General features: G+C 67.7%; 14 protein-coding genes and 1 other RNA gene. 12 read left to right on the forward strand and 3 right to left on the reverse strand.

Annotation, left to right across the window (positions count from 1 at the left end):
* The first annotated feature begins 1 nt into the window (after position 1).
* The 11 genes from AC1PLA_RS09030 to AC1PLA_RS09080 all read left to right on the forward strand — a co-directional run bounded on the left by AC1PLA_RS09030 (position 2) and on the right by AC1PLA_RS09080 (position 11,537).
* Positions 2 to 913 carry a GNAT family N-acetyltransferase gene (locus AC1PLA_RS09030; RefSeq protein WP_481106180.1) on the forward strand — a complete coding sequence of 304 codons (912 nt, stop codon included), beginning with the start codon at positions 2 to 4 and terminating at the stop codon, positions 911 to 913.
* Entirely contained in the window at positions 913 to 2,025 is a 1,113-nt protein-coding gene (locus tag AC1PLA_RS09035; RefSeq protein ID WP_481106026.1) for a DegT/DnrJ/EryC1/StrS family aminotransferase, read from the forward strand. Before AC1PLA_RS09030 ends, AC1PLA_RS09035 begins: the two co-directional genes overlap by 1 nt.
* Positions 2,022 to 3,275, forward strand: a complete 1,254-nt coding sequence (locus AC1PLA_RS09040; RefSeq protein WP_054592790.1) for an O-antigen translocase — start codon at positions 2,022 to 2,024, stop codon at positions 3,273 to 3,275. Before AC1PLA_RS09035 ends, AC1PLA_RS09040 begins: the two co-directional genes overlap by 4 nt.
* Positions 3,272 to 4,222: a glycosyltransferase gene (locus tag AC1PLA_RS09045; RefSeq protein ID WP_481106027.1), complete on the forward strand. Its 951-nt coding sequence runs from the start codon at positions 3,272 to 3,274 to the stop codon at positions 4,220 to 4,222. Before AC1PLA_RS09040 ends, AC1PLA_RS09045 begins: the two co-directional genes overlap by 4 nt.
* Positions 4,219 to 5,352, forward strand: coding sequence for a hypothetical protein (locus AC1PLA_RS09050; protein WP_481106028.1), 1,134 nt, complete (start codon positions 4,219 to 4,221; stop codon positions 5,350 to 5,352). Before AC1PLA_RS09045 ends, AC1PLA_RS09050 begins: the two co-directional genes overlap by 4 nt.
* Positions 5,353 to 5,395: 43 nt before the next feature.
* A complete protein-coding gene (locus AC1PLA_RS09055) occupies positions 5,396 to 6,247 on the forward strand; it encodes a Wzz/FepE/Etk N-terminal domain-containing protein (protein WP_104623397.1) in 852 nt (283 codons plus the stop codon).
* 158 nt (positions 6,248 to 6,405) lie between these two features.
* Complete coding sequence (locus tag AC1PLA_RS09060) at positions 6,406 to 7,248, forward strand: class I SAM-dependent methyltransferase (RefSeq protein WP_481106029.1); 843 nt, start codon at positions 6,406 to 6,408, stop codon at positions 7,246 to 7,248.
* 12 nt (positions 7,249 to 7,260) lie between these two features.
* Entirely contained in the window at positions 7,261 to 8,481 is a 1,221-nt protein-coding gene (locus AC1PLA_RS09065) for an amidohydrolase family protein (RefSeq protein WP_481106030.1), read from the forward strand.
* Positions 8,478 to 9,176 carry a class I SAM-dependent methyltransferase gene (locus AC1PLA_RS09070; RefSeq protein ID WP_167704080.1) on the forward strand — a complete coding sequence of 233 codons (699 nt, stop codon included), beginning with the start codon at positions 8,478 to 8,480 and terminating at the stop codon, positions 9,174 to 9,176. The genes AC1PLA_RS09065 and AC1PLA_RS09070 overlap by 4 nt, the downstream gene beginning before the upstream one ends.
* 124 nt (positions 9,177 to 9,300) lie before the next feature.
* The gene (locus tag AC1PLA_RS09075) at positions 9,301 to 10,428 is read left to right on the forward strand and encodes a glycosyltransferase family 4 protein (RefSeq protein ID WP_039527854.1); all 1,128 of its coding nucleotides are present in this window, start codon (positions 9,301 to 9,303) and stop codon (positions 10,426 to 10,428) included.
* The gene (locus tag AC1PLA_RS09080; protein WP_104554930.1) at positions 10,425 to 11,537 is read left to right on the forward strand and encodes a glycosyltransferase family 4 protein; all 1,113 of its coding nucleotides are present in this window, start codon (positions 10,425 to 10,427) and stop codon (positions 11,535 to 11,537) included. The genes AC1PLA_RS09075 and AC1PLA_RS09080 overlap by 4 nt, the downstream gene beginning before the upstream one ends.
* Before the next feature lie 150 nt (positions 11,538 to 11,687).
* Here AC1PLA_RS09080 and AC1PLA_RS09085 read toward each other — a convergent pair.
* The 3 genes from AC1PLA_RS09085 to AC1PLA_RS09095 form a co-directional block, all read right to left on the reverse strand.
* Positions 11,688 to 11,763: non-coding RNA, sX9 sRNA (locus tag AC1PLA_RS09085), on the reverse strand.
* A gap of 62 nt (positions 11,764 to 11,825) precedes the next feature.
* Positions 11,826 to 13,040: a nucleotidyltransferase family protein gene (locus tag AC1PLA_RS09090; protein ID WP_481106031.1), complete on the reverse strand. Its 1,215-nt coding sequence runs from the start codon at positions 13,038 to 13,040 to the stop codon at positions 11,826 to 11,828.
* 60 nt (positions 13,041 to 13,100) lie between these two features.
* On the reverse strand, positions 13,101 to 14,654 hold the full coding sequence (locus tag AC1PLA_RS09095) for a B12-binding domain-containing radical SAM protein (protein WP_481106032.1): 1,554 nt from the start codon (positions 14,652 to 14,654) through the stop codon (positions 13,101 to 13,103).
* 156 nt (positions 14,655 to 14,810) lie between these two features.
* Between AC1PLA_RS09095 and AC1PLA_RS09100 the strand changes: the two genes are divergently transcribed.
* Positions 14,811 to 15,872, forward strand: coding sequence for a phosphoenolpyruvate carboxykinase (ATP) (locus AC1PLA_RS09100; protein ID WP_481106033.1), 1,062 nt, complete (start codon positions 14,811 to 14,813; stop codon positions 15,870 to 15,872).
* The last annotated feature ends 57 nt before the right edge of the window (positions 15,873 to 15,929 follow it).

Consider the following 15,929-nt stretch of genomic DNA (forward strand, 5'->3'; position numbering starts at 1 on the left):
TCTGCCCGGCGATGCGCCTGCCTGGGATGCCTTGGTGGCGTCCTCGCGCAATGGCAATGTGTTGCATCGGCGCGGCTACATGGATTATCACGCCGACCGCTTCGTGGACGCATCGTTGCTGATCGAACGCGGTGGCGAGGTGGTGGCGGTGTTGCCGGCGAACGTGGAGGGCGACTGCGTCAGCAGCCACGCCGGCCTGACCTATGCGGGCCTGCTGTCGTCCACGGCCTTGCGTGCGGGTGCGACCTTGCAGGTGTTCGAACAGATCGCCGCGCACTATCGCGCGCGTGGGGTGCGCGAGCTTGTGTACAAGCCGGTGCCGCATATCTTTCACGCATATCCGGCCGAAGAAGACCTGTATGCCCTGCATCGCGTAGGCGCGCAGCTGTACCGGCGCGATCTGTCCTCGGCGATCGCGTTGCGCGAGCCATTTGCGTTCAGCGCCGAACGTCGACGCTCGCTGGTCAAGGCGCGCAAGGCCGGTATGCAGGTCCAGGCCAGCACCCGACTCGATGAATTTCATGCCCTGCTGACCGAGGTGTTGCAGCGCCACCACGTGGCGCCGACCCATCGGCTGGACGAGCTGCAATTGCTGCAACGCCGGTTTCCGCAGCAGATCGTGCTGCATGAGGCGCGAGCCGAAGGGGAGCTGTTGGCGGCAGCGCTGGTGCTGGATTTCGGTCGCAGCGTGCATACCCAGTATCTGGCGGTGTCCACGCGCGGTCGCCAGCTGGATGCGCTGAGCCTGCTGCTGGCCGAGCTGATCACCCAAGTGTATGCGCAGCGCCATTACTTCAGCTTCGGTATCTCGACCGAGCAGGCCGGCCAGGTGCTCAACGACGGTCTGGTCGAACAAAAGGAACGTTTCGGCGCACGCGCCGTGGTACAGGATTTTTATCGGTGGATGCTGTAATGGATGTGCCGTTCTTGGATTTGCGCGCGGTCAATGCGCGGTATGCGGAGGAGCTGAAGGTCGCTGCGGCGCGGGTGATCGATGCCGGCTGGTATGTGCTTGGGCAGGAGCTGGCCGCCTTCGAGGAAGAATTCGCCAGCTACTGCGGCGCTGCGCAGTCGGTGGGTGTGGGCAACGGGCTGGATGCGCTGTCGCTGATCCTGCGCGGCTATCGCGAGCTGGGCGTACTGCGCGAGGGCGACGAAATCATCGTGCCCGCCAATACCTTCATTGCCAGCTTTCTTGCGATCAGCCAGAACCATCTGGTGCTGGTACCGGTGGAGCCGGATCCTGCGACCTTCAACATCGACCCGGCCAGTGTGGAGAAGGCGATCGGCCCGCGCACGCGCGCCATCATGGCGGTGCATCTGTACGGGCAGTTGGTGGATGTGGCAGCGCTACAGACGCTGGCGCATCGCTACGGGCTGATGCTGATCGAAGATGCCGCGCAGGCGCATGGCGCCAGTGCTCACGGGCGACGTGCCGGCGCCTTTGGCGATGCGGCGGCGTTCAGTTTTTTCCCGACCAAGAACCTGGGCGCACTCGGCGACGGCGGCGCAGTGGTGACCTCGGATGCGCGCCTGGCCGAGCGCATCCGCGCGCTGCGCAACTACGGTTCGCAGGTGAAGTATCACCACCTCTGCCAGGGCGTGAATTCACGGCTGGACGAGATGCAGGCGGCGTTCCTGCGGGTCAAGCTGGGCTATCTGGACGATGAGATCGCCCGTCGCCGCGCAGTGGCGCAGCGCTACCTGCACGGCATCGACAACCCCCTGATCACCTTGCCGACGGTGGTGGCCGAAGCGCAGCACGTCTGGCATCTGTTCGTGGTGCGCAGCGCCCAGCGCGATGCCTTGCAAGCGCATCTGCTGCGCTCGGGAATCCATACCCAGATCCATTACCCGGTGCCGCCGCATCGGCAGCCGGCCTACACCACCTTGGGCGATGCCTGCCTGCCGGTGAGCGAGCGGCTGCACCGTGATGTGCTGAGCCTGCCGATGGGGCCGGCGCTGGACGATGCGTCGGTTGCGCGCGTGATTGCCGCATGCCAGTCGTTTGGCGCCCCCGCATGAATGTCGTGCGCAGCAGCGCCTACACCGGCGTTGCGACGCTGGCCAAGCTGCTGGCTGCGCTGGTGGTGGTGAAGCTGGTGGCGGTCTACGCCGGCCCGCAGGGGGTCGGCCGGCTGGGCCAGTTCCTCAATCTGATGTCGGTGCTGGCGGTGCTGGCAGGCGGCGGCATCAGTGCCGGCATCGTCAAGTACGTGGCCGAGTACCGCGACGACGCGGCTGCGCTGGCACGTCTGCTCAGCGCGGCACTGTGGTACGCGTTCTGCGCGGCCTGCGTGATGGCGGCACTGGCGTTGCTGTTCAGTGGCGCTATCGCCGAGCGCCTGCTTGGCGATGCGGCGTACCGGCCGCTGATCTGCGTGGCGGCGGTGGCGCAGCTGGGCATCGCACTGGTCAATTACATCCTGGCGGTGATCAACGGCTTCATGGACGTACGCCGCCTGGCATTCGTGCAGGTCAGCGGTGCGGTGCTGAGCACGGCACTGGTGGCATGGCTGTCCAGCCAGGCACAGCTGCAGGGCGCCTTGCTGGCGCTGGTACTGGGTCAGGTGCTGTGGTTGCTGGCCGGCGTGCCGGCGCTGCGGCGCAGCGGTTATTTTCGACGCGAGATGTTGCGCATGCGCTTCGATGCGCAGATGACGCGCAGGCTGGCGACGTTCTCGGTGATGACGCTGACCTCCACGCTGGTGCCGCAGCTGGTGGCCATGCTGGTACGCGACCATCTGGCGCTGCAGTTCGGCTGGCAGCAGGTGGGTTACTGGCAGGCGGTGAGCCGGGTGTCGGATGCGTATCTGCTGTTCTTCACGACCGCGATCAACGTGTATTACCTGCCCAAGCTGGCATCGCTGCATGAGCGCGCAGCGCTCGGGCGCGAGCTGCGTGCCGCGTATCGCCATGTGCTGCCGGCGGTGATCGTGATGGCGCTGGGCGTCTACCTGTGTCGCGATTGGCTGACCTGGCTGTTGTTCGACGCCCGGTTTGCCCAGGCCACCCCGCTGTATGCCCCGCAGCTGCTGGGCGATGTGATCAAGATCGCCGCCTTCGTGCTGTCGTACGTGATGCTGGCCAAGGCGATGACGCGGCTGTTCGTGATCTCCGAATGCGTGTTTGCCGCCAGCTATCTGGCGCTGGTGTATCTGTTCACCGCGCAATGGGGGCTGATCGGTGCGATGTATGCCTTCCTCGCCAACTACGTGCTGTATCTGCTGTTCAACATCGTGGTGGTGCGGCGCTATCTGGTGCAGCCGGCATGAGCGATTCCACCCAACCCCTCGGGCGTGCACGCTGGCCGCTGGTATCTGTGCTGATCCCGGCCTTCAACCACGAACGCTTCGTGCAACGCTGCCTGGACAGCGTGCTGGAGGACCCGTACCCGTGCAAGGAGCTGGTCATCATCGACGATGGCTCCAGCGATGCGACCGGCGAGAAGATTGCGCAGTGGATCGCCAGCCATGGCCACCGGCTGCCGGTGCAGTTCGTGCAGCGCGCCAATCGCGGGGTGGCGGCCACACTCAACGAACTGGCGCTACGTGCGCGCGGCGAGTACCTGCGGCTGGGTGCAAGCGATGATTATCTGCTGGCCGGCGGGCTGGATGCACAGGTGCGCTACCTGCGTGCGCATCCGCAGAAACTGGCGGTGATCGGCGATGCCTGTGTGGTCGACCAGCATGGGCAGCTGCTGCACGGCAGCGCCATGCGCGACCTGCATCGGGTGGATGTGGACCTGTACCGCTCCGCATCCGGCATCCGCCGCGCGGTGATCCAGCAGTGGGCGGTCGGCGGCGCGGTGGCGCTGCTGCGCCGCAGTGCCTTCGATGCGCGCGCCGGCTGGGACGAGTCGCTACGGATCGAAGACTGGGATTTTTTCCTGCGCCTGGCCGCGCGTGATGCGCTGGGTTTTGTCGACGTGCCGGTGTGCGCGTACCGGTTGCATGGCCACAACCTCAGCAAGACCGTGGACGTGCGCGCGCGCATCGCCAACCTGAGCGAGTCACGTCAGGTGGCACGGCGCTGTGCGGAATTGTTCGATGCGCCCGAGCGCAGCTTGCTGCACGCGCAGTCGCACTACATCGCGGCCAAGGTGGCGTTCCTGCAGCGCCGGCCGCACCGGGTGATCGGGCATCTGCTCGCCTATGCCTGGATGTCGCTGCCAGCCAGGTGTCGGCCCAGGCAGGCGCGCAGCACGGTAAAACCGGCATGAGCACGTTGTTACGCCGGCCGGCGACCTATCTGGCACTGCCGATGCTGTTCAGTTGCGCGCTGACGCTTCTGACTTACAACTTGCCCGGCGACTATGCGGACGGCATCGCGCTGCTGGCCGCTGCCGCCGCCGCGACCTGTGTACTGGATGCCGTGCTGCGCGTGCAGTTGCCTGCGGTGGAGCGCTTTCGCGCCTACCGTTACGCCGGCACTCGCGATGCGTTCCTGGTGATGACGCTGGCGGCGGTGGTGACGCTGTTCTGCATTGTGGATGTGGCGCTGTTTCCGATTCCGCTGTTCAGCGATCCGTCCTCGTATGCCACCTTGAGTCCGCTGCGCGCGCATGTGCGGCACATCTCCAACATGTGCTGGATCCTGCCGCCGATCGCGCTGCTGTGCGTGCGCCATCGCGGACTGCGCGCGGCGATGCTGACGCTGGGATTCGTGTTTCCGATCGTGGTGATCGACCGCAACCGCATCTTTGCCGGGCTGTTTTCGTTCGTGCTGGTGATGCTGTTGCGCCGCGATCCGGCACGTCGCCTGCCGTGGAAGACCATCGGCCTGCTGGTGCTGGCCGGCGGCGGGGTGTTTTCCATCCTCGGCGCATTGCGTTCCGGCTCGCTGGCCACGGTCGCCCTGCCGTTCAGTGCCTTGTATCGCGCCATGCCGCAGGGCGTGCAGTGGTTGCTGCTGTACATCAGCGCCGGGCCGTACAACTTCGGCGCGATCCTGGCCAAGGGCTATGTCAACGCCAGTTTCCTGGTCAATCAGCTGGTGCCGTTCAGTGGCTCGATCGCCACTGCCGGCACCAGCATTCCGCTGGATGCGCCCAACATCAATGTAGGGACCGAATTCTTCCCGTTCCTGATGGCCTGGGGCGCGCCGGGTGCGTTGCTGGCACTGCTGGCGTTGTATGCAGGGCTGGTGTGGAGCGTGCGCCTGCTCAACAGCTCGCTGTCGATCTTCCATGTGCTGATCTTCCTGCGCATCGCCTATGCCTGCCTGATGTCGCCATTCGCGCCGCAGGCCTTTACCTGGACCAATTTCGGCTTCATCGCGCTGTGCCTGGTGTTGCATGCCTGCACGGTGCTGTTGCCTACCCGCAATGCCGTACCCACCGCTGCTGCGTAATGCGCGGCCGCTTCGCTTCACCCTGTTCCAGAGCCGGTGCACCATGACTCAACACGACGATATCTATCTGATCGACCTGTGGCGCATCCTGCGCCGCGAATGGCGCTGGGCGCTGGCCGCACTGCTGGTGGTGCTTGCACTGACCTTTGCCTTTACCCGCCTGGCCAGGCCGCAGTGGGAAGCCACCGCCTGGATCCAGGTCGGCGAGATCGGCCCCACGCCGGCCGGGCGCGACCCCAAGGTCGAGCCGTTCCAGCGCGTGATCGACCGCATGAAGACGCGGCTGTTCCAGGATGCGGTGCTGCGCCAGGCCGGCGTGCCGCTGAAAAGCCGCGCTGCGCAGCTGTACCGCGGCAGCCTCAAGCCGGACCCGGACCCGTATGCCAATCTGATCGGGGTGACTATCCGGGCCGAATCGTCGGCGCAGGCGCGCAAGCTGGCGATGGCGACGGTGAGCGCCTTGCAGGGCCTGCACGGCGACACCAACGCAGTGGCGCTCGCACTGGCGCGTACACGCCTGCAAGGCCTCACCGACGATCTGCGCGCGGCAACCCGCAACCGCGATCGGCTGCAGCAGCAGGTGCAGGCCGGGCAGGGCGCCGCCGCGGCCACGCCGGCCCAGGTTCTGGCGGGCGTGCTGTTGACCGACAGCAACACCACCGTGCGCGCATTGAAGAGCGAACGAGACGATCTGATTGCCCGCCTGACCACGCGCTACACCTATCAGACCTCGCTGGCGTGGCCGTTGTACGTGCCCGAGCAGCAGGCGTTTCCCAATGCCGTCACCGCCTGGGCCGCCGGCCTGCTCGGCGGGGCGGGGCTGGCGGTGCTGGCGGCGGTGTTGCGCAATGCATGGCGGCGCCGCACGGTGGCCGCACCGCGCGCTGCCGGCTGATCTGCGCAGCGCCGTGCGGCACGCTGCGCAAGGCTGCCCACGCTGCAACCAAACCGCCGGCTCGAGGCACTCACCGGTCAATCAAGCGATTGCCGCGTTGGCGGTATCGCGTCTGGAGAGTGTCGTGAGAACAGCTGGATCGGTGTGGGAGGCTGCGCATGTCGGTGGCCAATGAGCATGCGGCGCGCGGTGGCACGGTGGCCCCGGAGCGCTTGCTGGAAACGCAACGCGCGTTCGACAGCGTTGCGCCCGACTACGACGGCCCACGCGGCAACAACGCGTTGATCCAGCGCATGCGCACCACCTTGTGGGACACCGTCGCGGCCGAGCTGCCGGTGGGCTCGCATCTGGTGGACCTGGGCTGCGGTACCGGCCTGGATGCCGGCGAATTCGCACGTCGCGGTTATCACGTGCTGGCCACCGACTGGTCGCCGGCGATGGTCGAGCGCACCCGCCATCGCGCGGCCACGCACGGCCTGCAAAAGCGCCTGAGCGCCGCCCATGTCGGCATCCAGCAGCTCGACCAGCTGCAGGGCAGCTTCGACGGCATGTATTCCAACTTCGGCCCGCTCAACTGCGCGCCGGATCTGCCGGCGGTGGCGGCCGAATGCGCGCGTCTGCTGCGCGCCGATGGCTGCCTGGTGTTCTCGGTGATCGGGCGCATCTGCCCCTGGGAAATCGGCCATTACGGCGTGCGTGGGCGGCTCAAACGCGCCGCGGTGCGCGCCGCGCGCGGGGTCACCGCGGTGGGCATGAACGGCCACACCATCTGGACCTGGTACCACCTGCCGCGCGAGTTCTACCGCGCCTTCGCCAAGCACTTCGTCCTGGACCGCTATCGCGCGTTGAGCCTGTTCCTGCCGCCGCCGTACCTGGTGGATTTTTGCGAACGGCATCCGCGCCTGTCCGCGCGCCTGGGGCAGTGCGACGACCGGCTGGGCGGCCTGCCGTTGCTGCGCGACATGGGCGACCACTTCCTGATCGTGATGCGCAAGCGCTGAGTGGAGACGCCGATGTCCATGGCCGATGTCTGTCTGCAGGGCGCGCGCTCGATCACCCTGGCCGGCCCCTCGCGCGCGCCGCTGACCATCCGCGCGGGGCGCTTCGGCGGCACGCTCGGCACGCGCAGCCTGCGGCTGGACCTGCAGGGGCATGTGCTGGCGCCCGGCCTGATCAATGCGCACGATCATCTGCAGGTCAACTGCGTGCCGCCGCTGCCGCAGGGCGCGGCGTTTCCCAACAGCTATGCGTGGATCGAGGCATTCCAGGCGCATTTCCAGCATCCCGAGGTGGCCGCGGCCCTGCGTGTGCCCAAGGCGGTGCGTTTGCGTCACGGTGGTCTAAAGAATCTGCTGGCCGGCGTCACCTGCGTGGCGCAGCACGACCCGTGGCATGCCACCCTGGACGAGCCCGGCTTTCCGGTTGGCCTGCTGCGCGAGTTCGGCTGGAGCTATGCGCTGGGATGGACCGGCTATGGCCCACCGGTGCAGGGCAGCTTTGCCGCCACCTCGCCCGAGCATCCCTGGATGATCCACCTGGCCGAAGGCACCGACGCGGTGGCGGCCGCCGAGCTGGACGAACTGGATCGGCTCGGTTGCCTGGCCTCCAACAGCGTGCTGATCCACGGCGTGGGCATGGGCGAGTGCGACATCGAGCGGGTGATCGCGTGCGGCGCGGCGGTGGTGTGGTGCCCGTCGAGCAATCTTGCGCTGCTGGGTCGCACGCTCGACCCCTGGCGCCTGTGCATGGCGGGCCGGCTCGCGTTGGGCAACGATTCGCGCGTCAGCGGTTCGCGCGATCTGCTGGAAGAACTGCGCATTGCCGCCAGCAGCGGCTTGGCCGCGGATCTGTTGTTCGGCCTGGTCACCCATCAATCGGCGCGCATCCTGCGCATGGCCACGCGTGGACGCCTGGCGCCGGGGGCGGCGGCCGATCTGGTGATCGTGCGCGACCGCGGTGGCGACCCGGCCGACAGCGTGGTGGGCTGCACACGCAGCGACCTGCGTGCGGTGATACGCGATGGCGTCCCGCGCATCGCCGACCCGGATTTTGCCGACTGGTTCGACGCTGCAGGCGTCCGGACCGTGCCGGTGCTGCTGGATGGCCGCCCCAAGCTGCTCGATGCCACGCTGGCCGATCCGGCGGTGCTGGCACTGGAACCGGGCCTGCAGCGCGTGGCGCTGGCTGCGCACCGGCCCGGCGTGGCCATGGCCACCAGCGGTGCGCTGTCGTGAGCGCAGTGCCGACGCTGGAGCCGGCAGCGGCGTATGCGCTGTGGGCGCAGGCGTATCCGCCGCATGCGCACAATCCGGTGATGCTGGCCGAGGAGCGCGCCATGCTCGCGCTGATGCCGAGCGTGTTGCAGGGCCAGCACGTGCTGGACGCCGGCTGCGGCAGTGGCCGCTACATGCTGCATGCCTTGCGGCGCGGCGCGCTGCAGGTCACCGGCGTGGATCTGTCGCCGCAGATGCTGCAGCGTGCGCACACCGAGCTGTCGCAGCACTGGCCAGCGGCGCGCATGCACCTGCAACAGGGCAGCCTGGAGCAACTGCCACTGGACGATGCAGTGGCCGATCTCAGCGTCTGCGGCCTGGTGGTCGGCCATCTGCAGCGGCTATGGCCGGCGCTGGAAGAACTGCATCGGGTCACCCGCGTCGGCGGCATCGTGCTGTGCAGCGACGTGCATCCGATCGGGCATGCGCTGGGCTGGCGGCGCGACTTCAAGGCCGATGGCCGGCAGTACGCGGTGCGGCATACGCAACATCTCTACAGCCATTGGCATGCGGCCTGTGCGGCGCTGGGAATGGAGATCGAAGCAGTGGCCGAGCCGATGCTGGACCCGGCCGACATCGCGCCCGGTGCACGGTTCGATCAGGCCGCGCTGCAGGTGCCGGTCGCGCTGGTGTTGCGGCTGCGGCGCATCGCGTGAGCGCCGTGGCGGTCATGCTGGCCACTTCAGCCGCAGGCAAGCCTTGCCGTTTGCGCGCCGCGCATTGCGCGGCACGTGGCCCGATCGCGATTGCAGGCCGTGCAATCCGGGCGTGGTCGCTGTCATGAGCTTGCGGGTGGCGCAACTCAACCTGGTGCCGACGCCGGCCGGCCTGACGGCAGAACAGGTGTTCGCGCAATGGCCATCGCTGGCCGATATCGCCGAGGCCGTCGCCAGCGCCGGAGTGCGCGTGGCGGTAGTCCAGGCCTCCGCACTGAACCTGCGGCTCACCCGCCAGGGCGTGGACTACCGCTTCGTCGAGCTGGGCGCGCGCGGCAGTGCGCAGCGCGCAGCGCTGCTTGCGGCGACGCTGCGCGAGATCGGCGCCGATGTGGTCCATGTCCACGGTCTGGAATTTGCCGGCGATGCACGCCGTCTCGCGCGCCTGCTGCCGCATACGCCGATCCTGCTGCAGGATCACGCCAATCGCCCGCCGCGCTGGTGGGCCCGGAGTGTGTGGCGGCGTCGCTACGCTGCCGCCGCCGGGATCGCGTTCACCTCGCTGGACATGGCGCAGCCGTTCGCACAGGCGCGCCTGTTCAAGGCCAGGACGCAGCTGTTTGCGATTCCCGAATCGAGCAGCCGCTTCTTGCCGGGCGATCGCCTGCAGGCACGCGAGCACACCCGCCTGCATGGCGACCCCTGCGTGTTGTGGGTCGGGCATCTGAGCGCGGCCAAGGATCCGCTGTGCGTGCTCGATGCCGTCGCCCTGGCCGCGCGCGTGTTGCCGGGGCTGCGGCTGTGGTGCGTGTTCGACCAGGCGCCGTTGCTGGAGCAGGTACAGCAACGCCTGCGCGCCGATCCGTCGCTGGCGCGCTGCGTGCAGCTGCTGGGCAAGGTGCCGCATGCGCGCGTGGAAACCCTGCTGCGTGCCTGCGATCTGTTCGTCTCCGCCAGTCATGCGGAGAGCTGCGGTTATGCCGCAGTGGAGGCGTATGCCTGCGGCACCTTGCCGCTCTTGACCGATATCCCGGCCTTTCGTGCGCTCAGCGATGGCGGCGCAGTCGGCGCGTTGTGGCCGGTGGGCGATGCCTCGGCCCTGGCGGAACTGCTGTTGCGGCTCTTCCGGCAACGCCCCGACCGCGCACAGGTGCGCGCGCATTTCGATGCACGGCTGTCGTTTGCCGCGGTGGGGCAACGCTGGAAGCATGCGTACACCCGGTTGCTGGCCGCGCCAGGGCGGGCCGCATGAAACTGGCCCTGGTGGTCCCGGGCGGCGTGGACCGCAGCGGCGAGGTCCGCGTGATCCCGGTGTTCCTGACCCTGATCGAATGGCTGGCGCGCCATCACCAGGTGCATGTGTTCGTGCTGCACCAGGAGCCGTTGCCCGGTACCTGGGCATTGCGCGGCGCCACCGTGCACAACATCGGCGCCAGGCGCACCCGCACGCGCGCGATCGCCGCCATCGTCGACGAACATCGGCGTGCTCCGTTCGATGTGATCCAGGCCATTTTTTCCGGCTATTGCAGCCTGATCGCGGTCGCCGCGGCAAGGCTGTTGCGTCGTCCAAGCGTGGTGCATATCGCCGGTGGCGAACTCGTCGCATTGCATGGCATCGGCTACGGCGGCCGGCAGCGCTGGCGCGGGCGCCTGCGCGAAGCGGTGATCCTGCGCCTGGCTGATCGCGTCACCGCGGCCAGTGCGCCCATCCTGGAGTCGCTGACGGCGCTCGGCATCCACGCGCAGCGGGTACCGCTGGGCGTGGACCTGCGGGCCTGGCCGCCGGCGGCGCCACGTGCACGCAGCGGCGGCATCGCCCGCTTGCTGCATGTGGCCAGCCTCAATCCGGTCAAGGACCAGACCACCTTGCTGCAGGCAATGGCGGCGCTCAAACGCGCCGGTGTCGCCTTTACCCTGGACATGGTCGGCGTCGATACGCTGGACGGCGCCATGCAGCGCCTGGTGCACCAGCTGGACCTGGGCGGGCAGGTGCGTTTTCTCGGTTTCAAGACCCAGCGCGAGTTGCGCCCGATCATGCAGACGGCCGACCTGCTGGTGCTGTCGTCCTTGCACGAAGCCGGCCCGCTGGTGCTGCTGGAAGCGGCGGTCGCCGGCGTGCCCACCGTCGGCACCGCAGTCGGGCATCTGGTCGAGTGGGCACCGGTGTGTGCGCTCGCTGTGCCGCCGGGCGACTGGGCCGGGCTGGCAGAAGCCGTCCGCCAGGTCTTGGCCGATGACGAGCTGCGCCTGCGCCTGGCCTGGGCAGCGCAATGCCGTGCGGTACGCGAGGACGCGGCGTTGACCACGCGGCTGTTCGAGCAGCTGTATCGGCAACTGTGCGAGGCGCGGCCGCTGCGCTGACTGCGCCTGCAAGGACGCAGCCTGCAGCGGCCGCCATGCAGTACGCGCGGTGCAGCAACGAGGCTGCCAGGCCAAACGTGGTGACATCCTCGCAAGGGTGGTCGACTGTACAAGCCGAACGCTTGTGCACGCCTGCTGCAGTCCTGGAATGACCAACAAGACGTCGCGATCGGCCGATGGATGGTGCGGACGGCGCGCTCGGAATCGGACTGTGCGGCTGATACCTGCCGACTCAGGGCACCGGCCGCGCCGGCCCGGCAGTGAGCGCAGCAGCGTTGTCAGCCGCGCTCAGACTGGTTGCAGATAGCCGTCCAGCGCTGCACGCACCACATACAGCATGTCGGTGCGCGGCACCGGCCGGGTCAGGCGCGTCATCACCCGGCGCAGCTGGGTCTGCCGCACCCACGGCTGGTCCTGAAGCCACAACTGGGTCTGCAGCATATCCGCACGTTCCTTGCGGCTCTCGGCCGACGGCACCACCCGGTTGCGCAGGTACTGGCGCGCTTCGCCCAGCGAGCGTGACCATTCGATGCCGGGCAGGGCCGACAACCACAGGTTGGAACACGAGGCGGTGGTCAGGGTCTGGCGGGCCGCACGCATGCGCAGCAGGCGCGGGCAATCGGCCTGCAGCCGCGCCATCACCGCCGGCGGCACCACGCTGCGGTAATAACGTTGCAGCAGCAGCAGCGGTGGCAACGCCCACCACGGTGCCATGGCCGGGTCGTCCCACAACTGTTCCCAGTCGCGCGGGCCCATGCGCGTGGCCAGCAATGCCAGGTCATGCAGATGCATCAGGCGGATGCTGCGCTGGCAGATGCCGCCGGCGGCATGCAGCAGCAGATGGCACATCAGCGCGCCGACCGACGGGTAGGGATTCAATCCCGGCTGCGGACGCTCCGGCAGGATGCGCGCGGTGATGTCCACGCTGCTCAGCGGCAGGCGTTCCTGGATGCGGGTATGCAGCTCAAGATTGATCGGCGCATCGCGATGCTCGCCCAGTCCTGCGACCGCCTCGCCCTGCAGCGGCTTGAATACCTGATGCTTCCATTGTTCGAAGGAGGCCACATAGCCAAGCTCGCACAACAGCGCCGCCGCCGCGGGCGCATCCTCCGGCGCCACCAGCAGATCGATATCGGCCATCGGGCGATCGCCGGGCAGATAGACGCCGAGCCGATGCAGGGCGGTGCCCTTGAGACCGACCAGGGCGATGCCCGCCGCACGCGCTGCCGCGTCGATGCGCGTCAGCAGCAGCGCGATGCGCCGATGGCGGTCTTCGACATGGCTGCGTTGCTCGTGCAGAAACGCGGTCCAGTCCGTGTCCTGCCACAGCGAACGGCGTTGCAGCAGCGGCGACACCCCATGTGCGGCCGCCGCGGCCGCGGCCAGCTGCCATTGCAGCCGGTCCCACTGCGGCACCGCCTCGCCGGGCTGCGCCAATTCCCGGGCCAGCCGTTCGGTGGCCGTCTGCAGGCCGTGCTTGATGGTGCGAAGGGAAGGCTGCATGCGGCGGAGATTCCGAGAAAGGCAACGTGAGGTCGGGAAGCGAGGTCGGCGGGTTGTGCGTCAGCCGACCAGCACGCTGGCCAACTGGCGCGGTTGATGTGCGGCAGCGCCGGCAAGCGGCGCGGTGCGATGTTGCTGTTCGCTGGCGATCAAGGCGGACCAGCGCGCTTCCAACGTGTCCGAGGCCTGTGCAAACGCATCGGCGCCCAGCGTGGCGCGCGCCTGTTGCAGGTCGACCTGCGTATGCAGCAGATCGCGCACGCTGCGGTAGAACTCCGAGTCGTACGCGCCATGGAACATCATCGCCAGGTCGTCGCTGTCCTGCCAATGGGTCTTGCCGCCCAGCTGGTTTTTCACTTCTTCGTAGAACTTGGTGCCGGGCAGCGGATAGGACACGCTGACGCCGATGATGTCCGGGTTGGCCTGCGTCACCAGTGCGCGCGTGGCCAGGATGTCTTCGAGTTCTTCGCCCAGGTAGCCGAGTTGAATGAAGAAGCCCACGCGGATCCCATGCGCACCCAGGCGCCGGCGTGCGGCGATCACCTCGCCAACCTCGGTGCCCTTGGTCATTTTGTCCAGGATGCGCTGGCTGCCGCTTTCGGCACCCAGCCAGGCTTCGGCGCAGCCGGCGCGCGCCAGTGCGGCAGCCATACGCTCGCTGGCCAGGTCGGCACGGGTCTGGATGGTGAACGGGATCGCGCCATCGGCATCGCTCAGGCGCTGCGCAAAGGTTTCCACCCAATCGATATGGAAGCCGAAGATGTCGTCGGCCATCCAGAGGTGATCGGGTTGGAAGCTGCGCTTGAGATGGATCATTTCGGCAGCCACGTCTTCCGCGTCGCGGCGCTTGTAGTGGTTGCCCCAGATCGGTTTGGCGCACCAGTTGCAGCGGAACGGACAACCGCGCGAGGCGGCCATGTTGAGGCTGAAATAGCCGTGCCGTTGCCGCCAGAATCGCTGATAGCGTGGCATGTCGACCAGGTCCCAGGCCGGCAGGCCGCTCAGGCGCGCGTCCGGCGGTTGCGCGCCACGATGCACGTGTGCTGCAGCAGATGATCTGACGGCGATACGTGCAACGCCCGCGAGCCAGGCGTCTGTATCGATGATGGGATCTTCTTCGACGCGCGCCACCAGTTCGAGCAGTGGTGCAATGCCTTCGCCGATCAACACCGCATGCGCGCCGGCAGCCAGAAACACATCCGGGTTGTCGGATGCATCCGATCCGGCCACCAGCACGCGGCAGCCGGCCGCGCGCGCTTGCGCAATCATTTGGCAGGCCGCCTCGCGCATGCGGCTCAGGCACATCTTGGTGAGGAAGTTGAAGTTGTCCTCGTAGAACACCACTAGATCCGGCTGCGCAGCGTGCAAGGCGCCGGTGTAGTCCTGCACGTCGTCGGCCAGCATCGCGTCGAACAGGCTCAGCGCATGGCCGCGCTCGCGCAATAACGCGGCAACCTGCAGCGTTGCCAGCGGTGGATACGGCTTGCCGCGCTCCCATTGCTTGGGGTCGTAACGCAGGAAATACGAATGACTGACCTGGATCTTTAGCATCTGCACAAGGCTCTCGTTCTGTCGCCAGGTGCGCGCAGCGGCGGCGTGCGCAGGCACCGGCATTCGGCTCGGCAGTAGGTGCGGATGCAGGTGGCTTTGGTTGCGCCGATCGGCATGCCGTCGTTGGCGTGCATTGGGCACGCGTGCCGATGCGGATGCGGCAACCTTTCTGTTGCCGTTCGGCACACACCGGCTGATCGATGCAATGGATGGAAGGGCATGCCGCAGTCGGCTGCGTTGGCGCAATTGATGCCGGTGGGCGATGACGCAGGCACTGGCGCGCCGGATGCGGCGGCAGTGGCAGCAGATCCGTTCGGCGAACATCGGCCGCGTCGGCATTGCGTGCGCCGGCAGATCCTCGGCGCACTGTTCCACTTCGAAAGCGACAGCGAGGCGCTGCTGGCATTGGTGGACCTGGCCTACGCCGGCCTGCCCGCGCATCGCCTGCCGGGTGCGCCGGAATTCCATATCACGCTGGATCTGGTGGCGCGTGGTCACGCGTCTTCGAGCGCACAGCCGCCACGGGTACGCACTCATGCCAGCGGCGGATTGCTATGCGGCGTCATGGATGCCTGCAATTACCTGATGTTGTCGGTGCCCGCGCGCCGCGCCATGCTGGTGGTTTCCGACGACATACTCGCCCACGCCTATCACGTGCGTTATGAGCTGATCGAATTTTCGGTGTTCCTGCTGGCGGCGCGCGGCATGGGCCTGGTGCCGTTGCATGGCGCCTGCGTGGGCCGGCAGGGACGCTGTGTGCTGTTGCTCGGCGCCAGTGGCGCCGGCAAATCGACCCTGGCGCTGCACGGCCTGCTGCATGGCCTGGATTTCATCGCCGAAGACGGTGTGTTCGTGGAGCCGGAGGGTCTGCTGACCACCGGCGTTGCCAATTTCCTGCATCTGCGCGCCGACGCGCTGGGCCTGGTCGATGCGGACACCCGCGCGTGGATCAGCGCCTCGCCAACCATCCGCCGCCGCAGCGGTGTGGAAAAATTCGAGATCGACATCCGCCACGGCCGTGCGCAGCTGGCGCGCGCGCCCTTGCAGCTGTGTGCGGTGGTGGTGCTGTCGGCAACGCCAGCGAGCGATCCCGCACAGCCATTGCTGGCGATGCCCGCCGAACGCATCGCCGCTTGCCTGGCAGACGATCAACCGTATGCGGCCGGGCAACCGGGCTGGCAGCGCTTTATCCAACAGGTACAGCGCATCGGCATGTTCACCCTGCGCCGTGGAGCGCATCCGCAGGCCGCGCTGGACGCGCTGCTGCAGGTGTTGCGGTGAGCGCGCCGGCAACGCGGCAGCAGCGCGGCCTCTTTCAGGCCGACGCCATGCCGCATG

The organism is Xanthomonas sp. NCPPB 1826 (assembly GCF_056725285.1).

Coding starts and splice junctions, on each gene's coding strand:
- AC1PLA_RS09035 (WP_481106026.1), top strand. CDS start 913: ATGGATGTGCCGTTCTTGGATTTGCGCGCGGTCAATGCGCGGTATGCG.
- AC1PLA_RS09040 (WP_054592790.1), top strand. CDS start 2,022: ATGAATGTCGTGCGCAGCAGCGCCTACACCGGCGTTGCGACGCTGGCC.
- AC1PLA_RS09045 (WP_481106027.1), top strand. CDS start 3,272: ATGAGCGATTCCACCCAACCCCTCGGGCGTGCACGCTGGCCGCTGGTA.
- AC1PLA_RS09050 (WP_481106028.1), top strand. CDS start 4,219: ATGAGCACGTTGTTACGCCGGCCGGCGACCTATCTGGCACTGCCGATG.
- AC1PLA_RS09055 (WP_104623397.1), top strand. CDS start 5,396: ATGACTCAACACGACGATATCTATCTGATCGACCTGTGGCGCATCCTG.
- AC1PLA_RS09060 (WP_481106029.1), top strand. CDS start 6,406: ATGTCGGTGGCCAATGAGCATGCGGCGCGCGGTGGCACGGTGGCCCCG.
- AC1PLA_RS09065 (WP_481106030.1), top strand. CDS start 7,261: ATGTCCATGGCCGATGTCTGTCTGCAGGGCGCGCGCTCGATCACCCTG.
- AC1PLA_RS09075 (WP_039527854.1), top strand. CDS start 9,301: ATGAGCTTGCGGGTGGCGCAACTCAACCTGGTGCCGACGCCGGCCGGC.
- AC1PLA_RS09080 (WP_104554930.1), top strand. CDS start 10,425: ATGAAACTGGCCCTGGTGGTCCCGGGCGGCGTGGACCGCAGCGGCGAG.
- AC1PLA_RS09090 (WP_481106031.1), bottom strand. CDS start 13,040: ATGCAGCCTTCCCTTCGCACCATCAAGCACGGCCTGCAGACGGCCACC.
- AC1PLA_RS09095 (WP_481106032.1), bottom strand. CDS start 14,654: ATGCCGGTGCCTGCGCACGCCGCCGCTGCGCGCACCTGGCGACAGAAC.
- AC1PLA_RS09100 (WP_481106033.1), top strand. CDS start 14,811: ATGCCGCAGTCGGCTGCGTTGGCGCAATTGATGCCGGTGGGCGATGAC.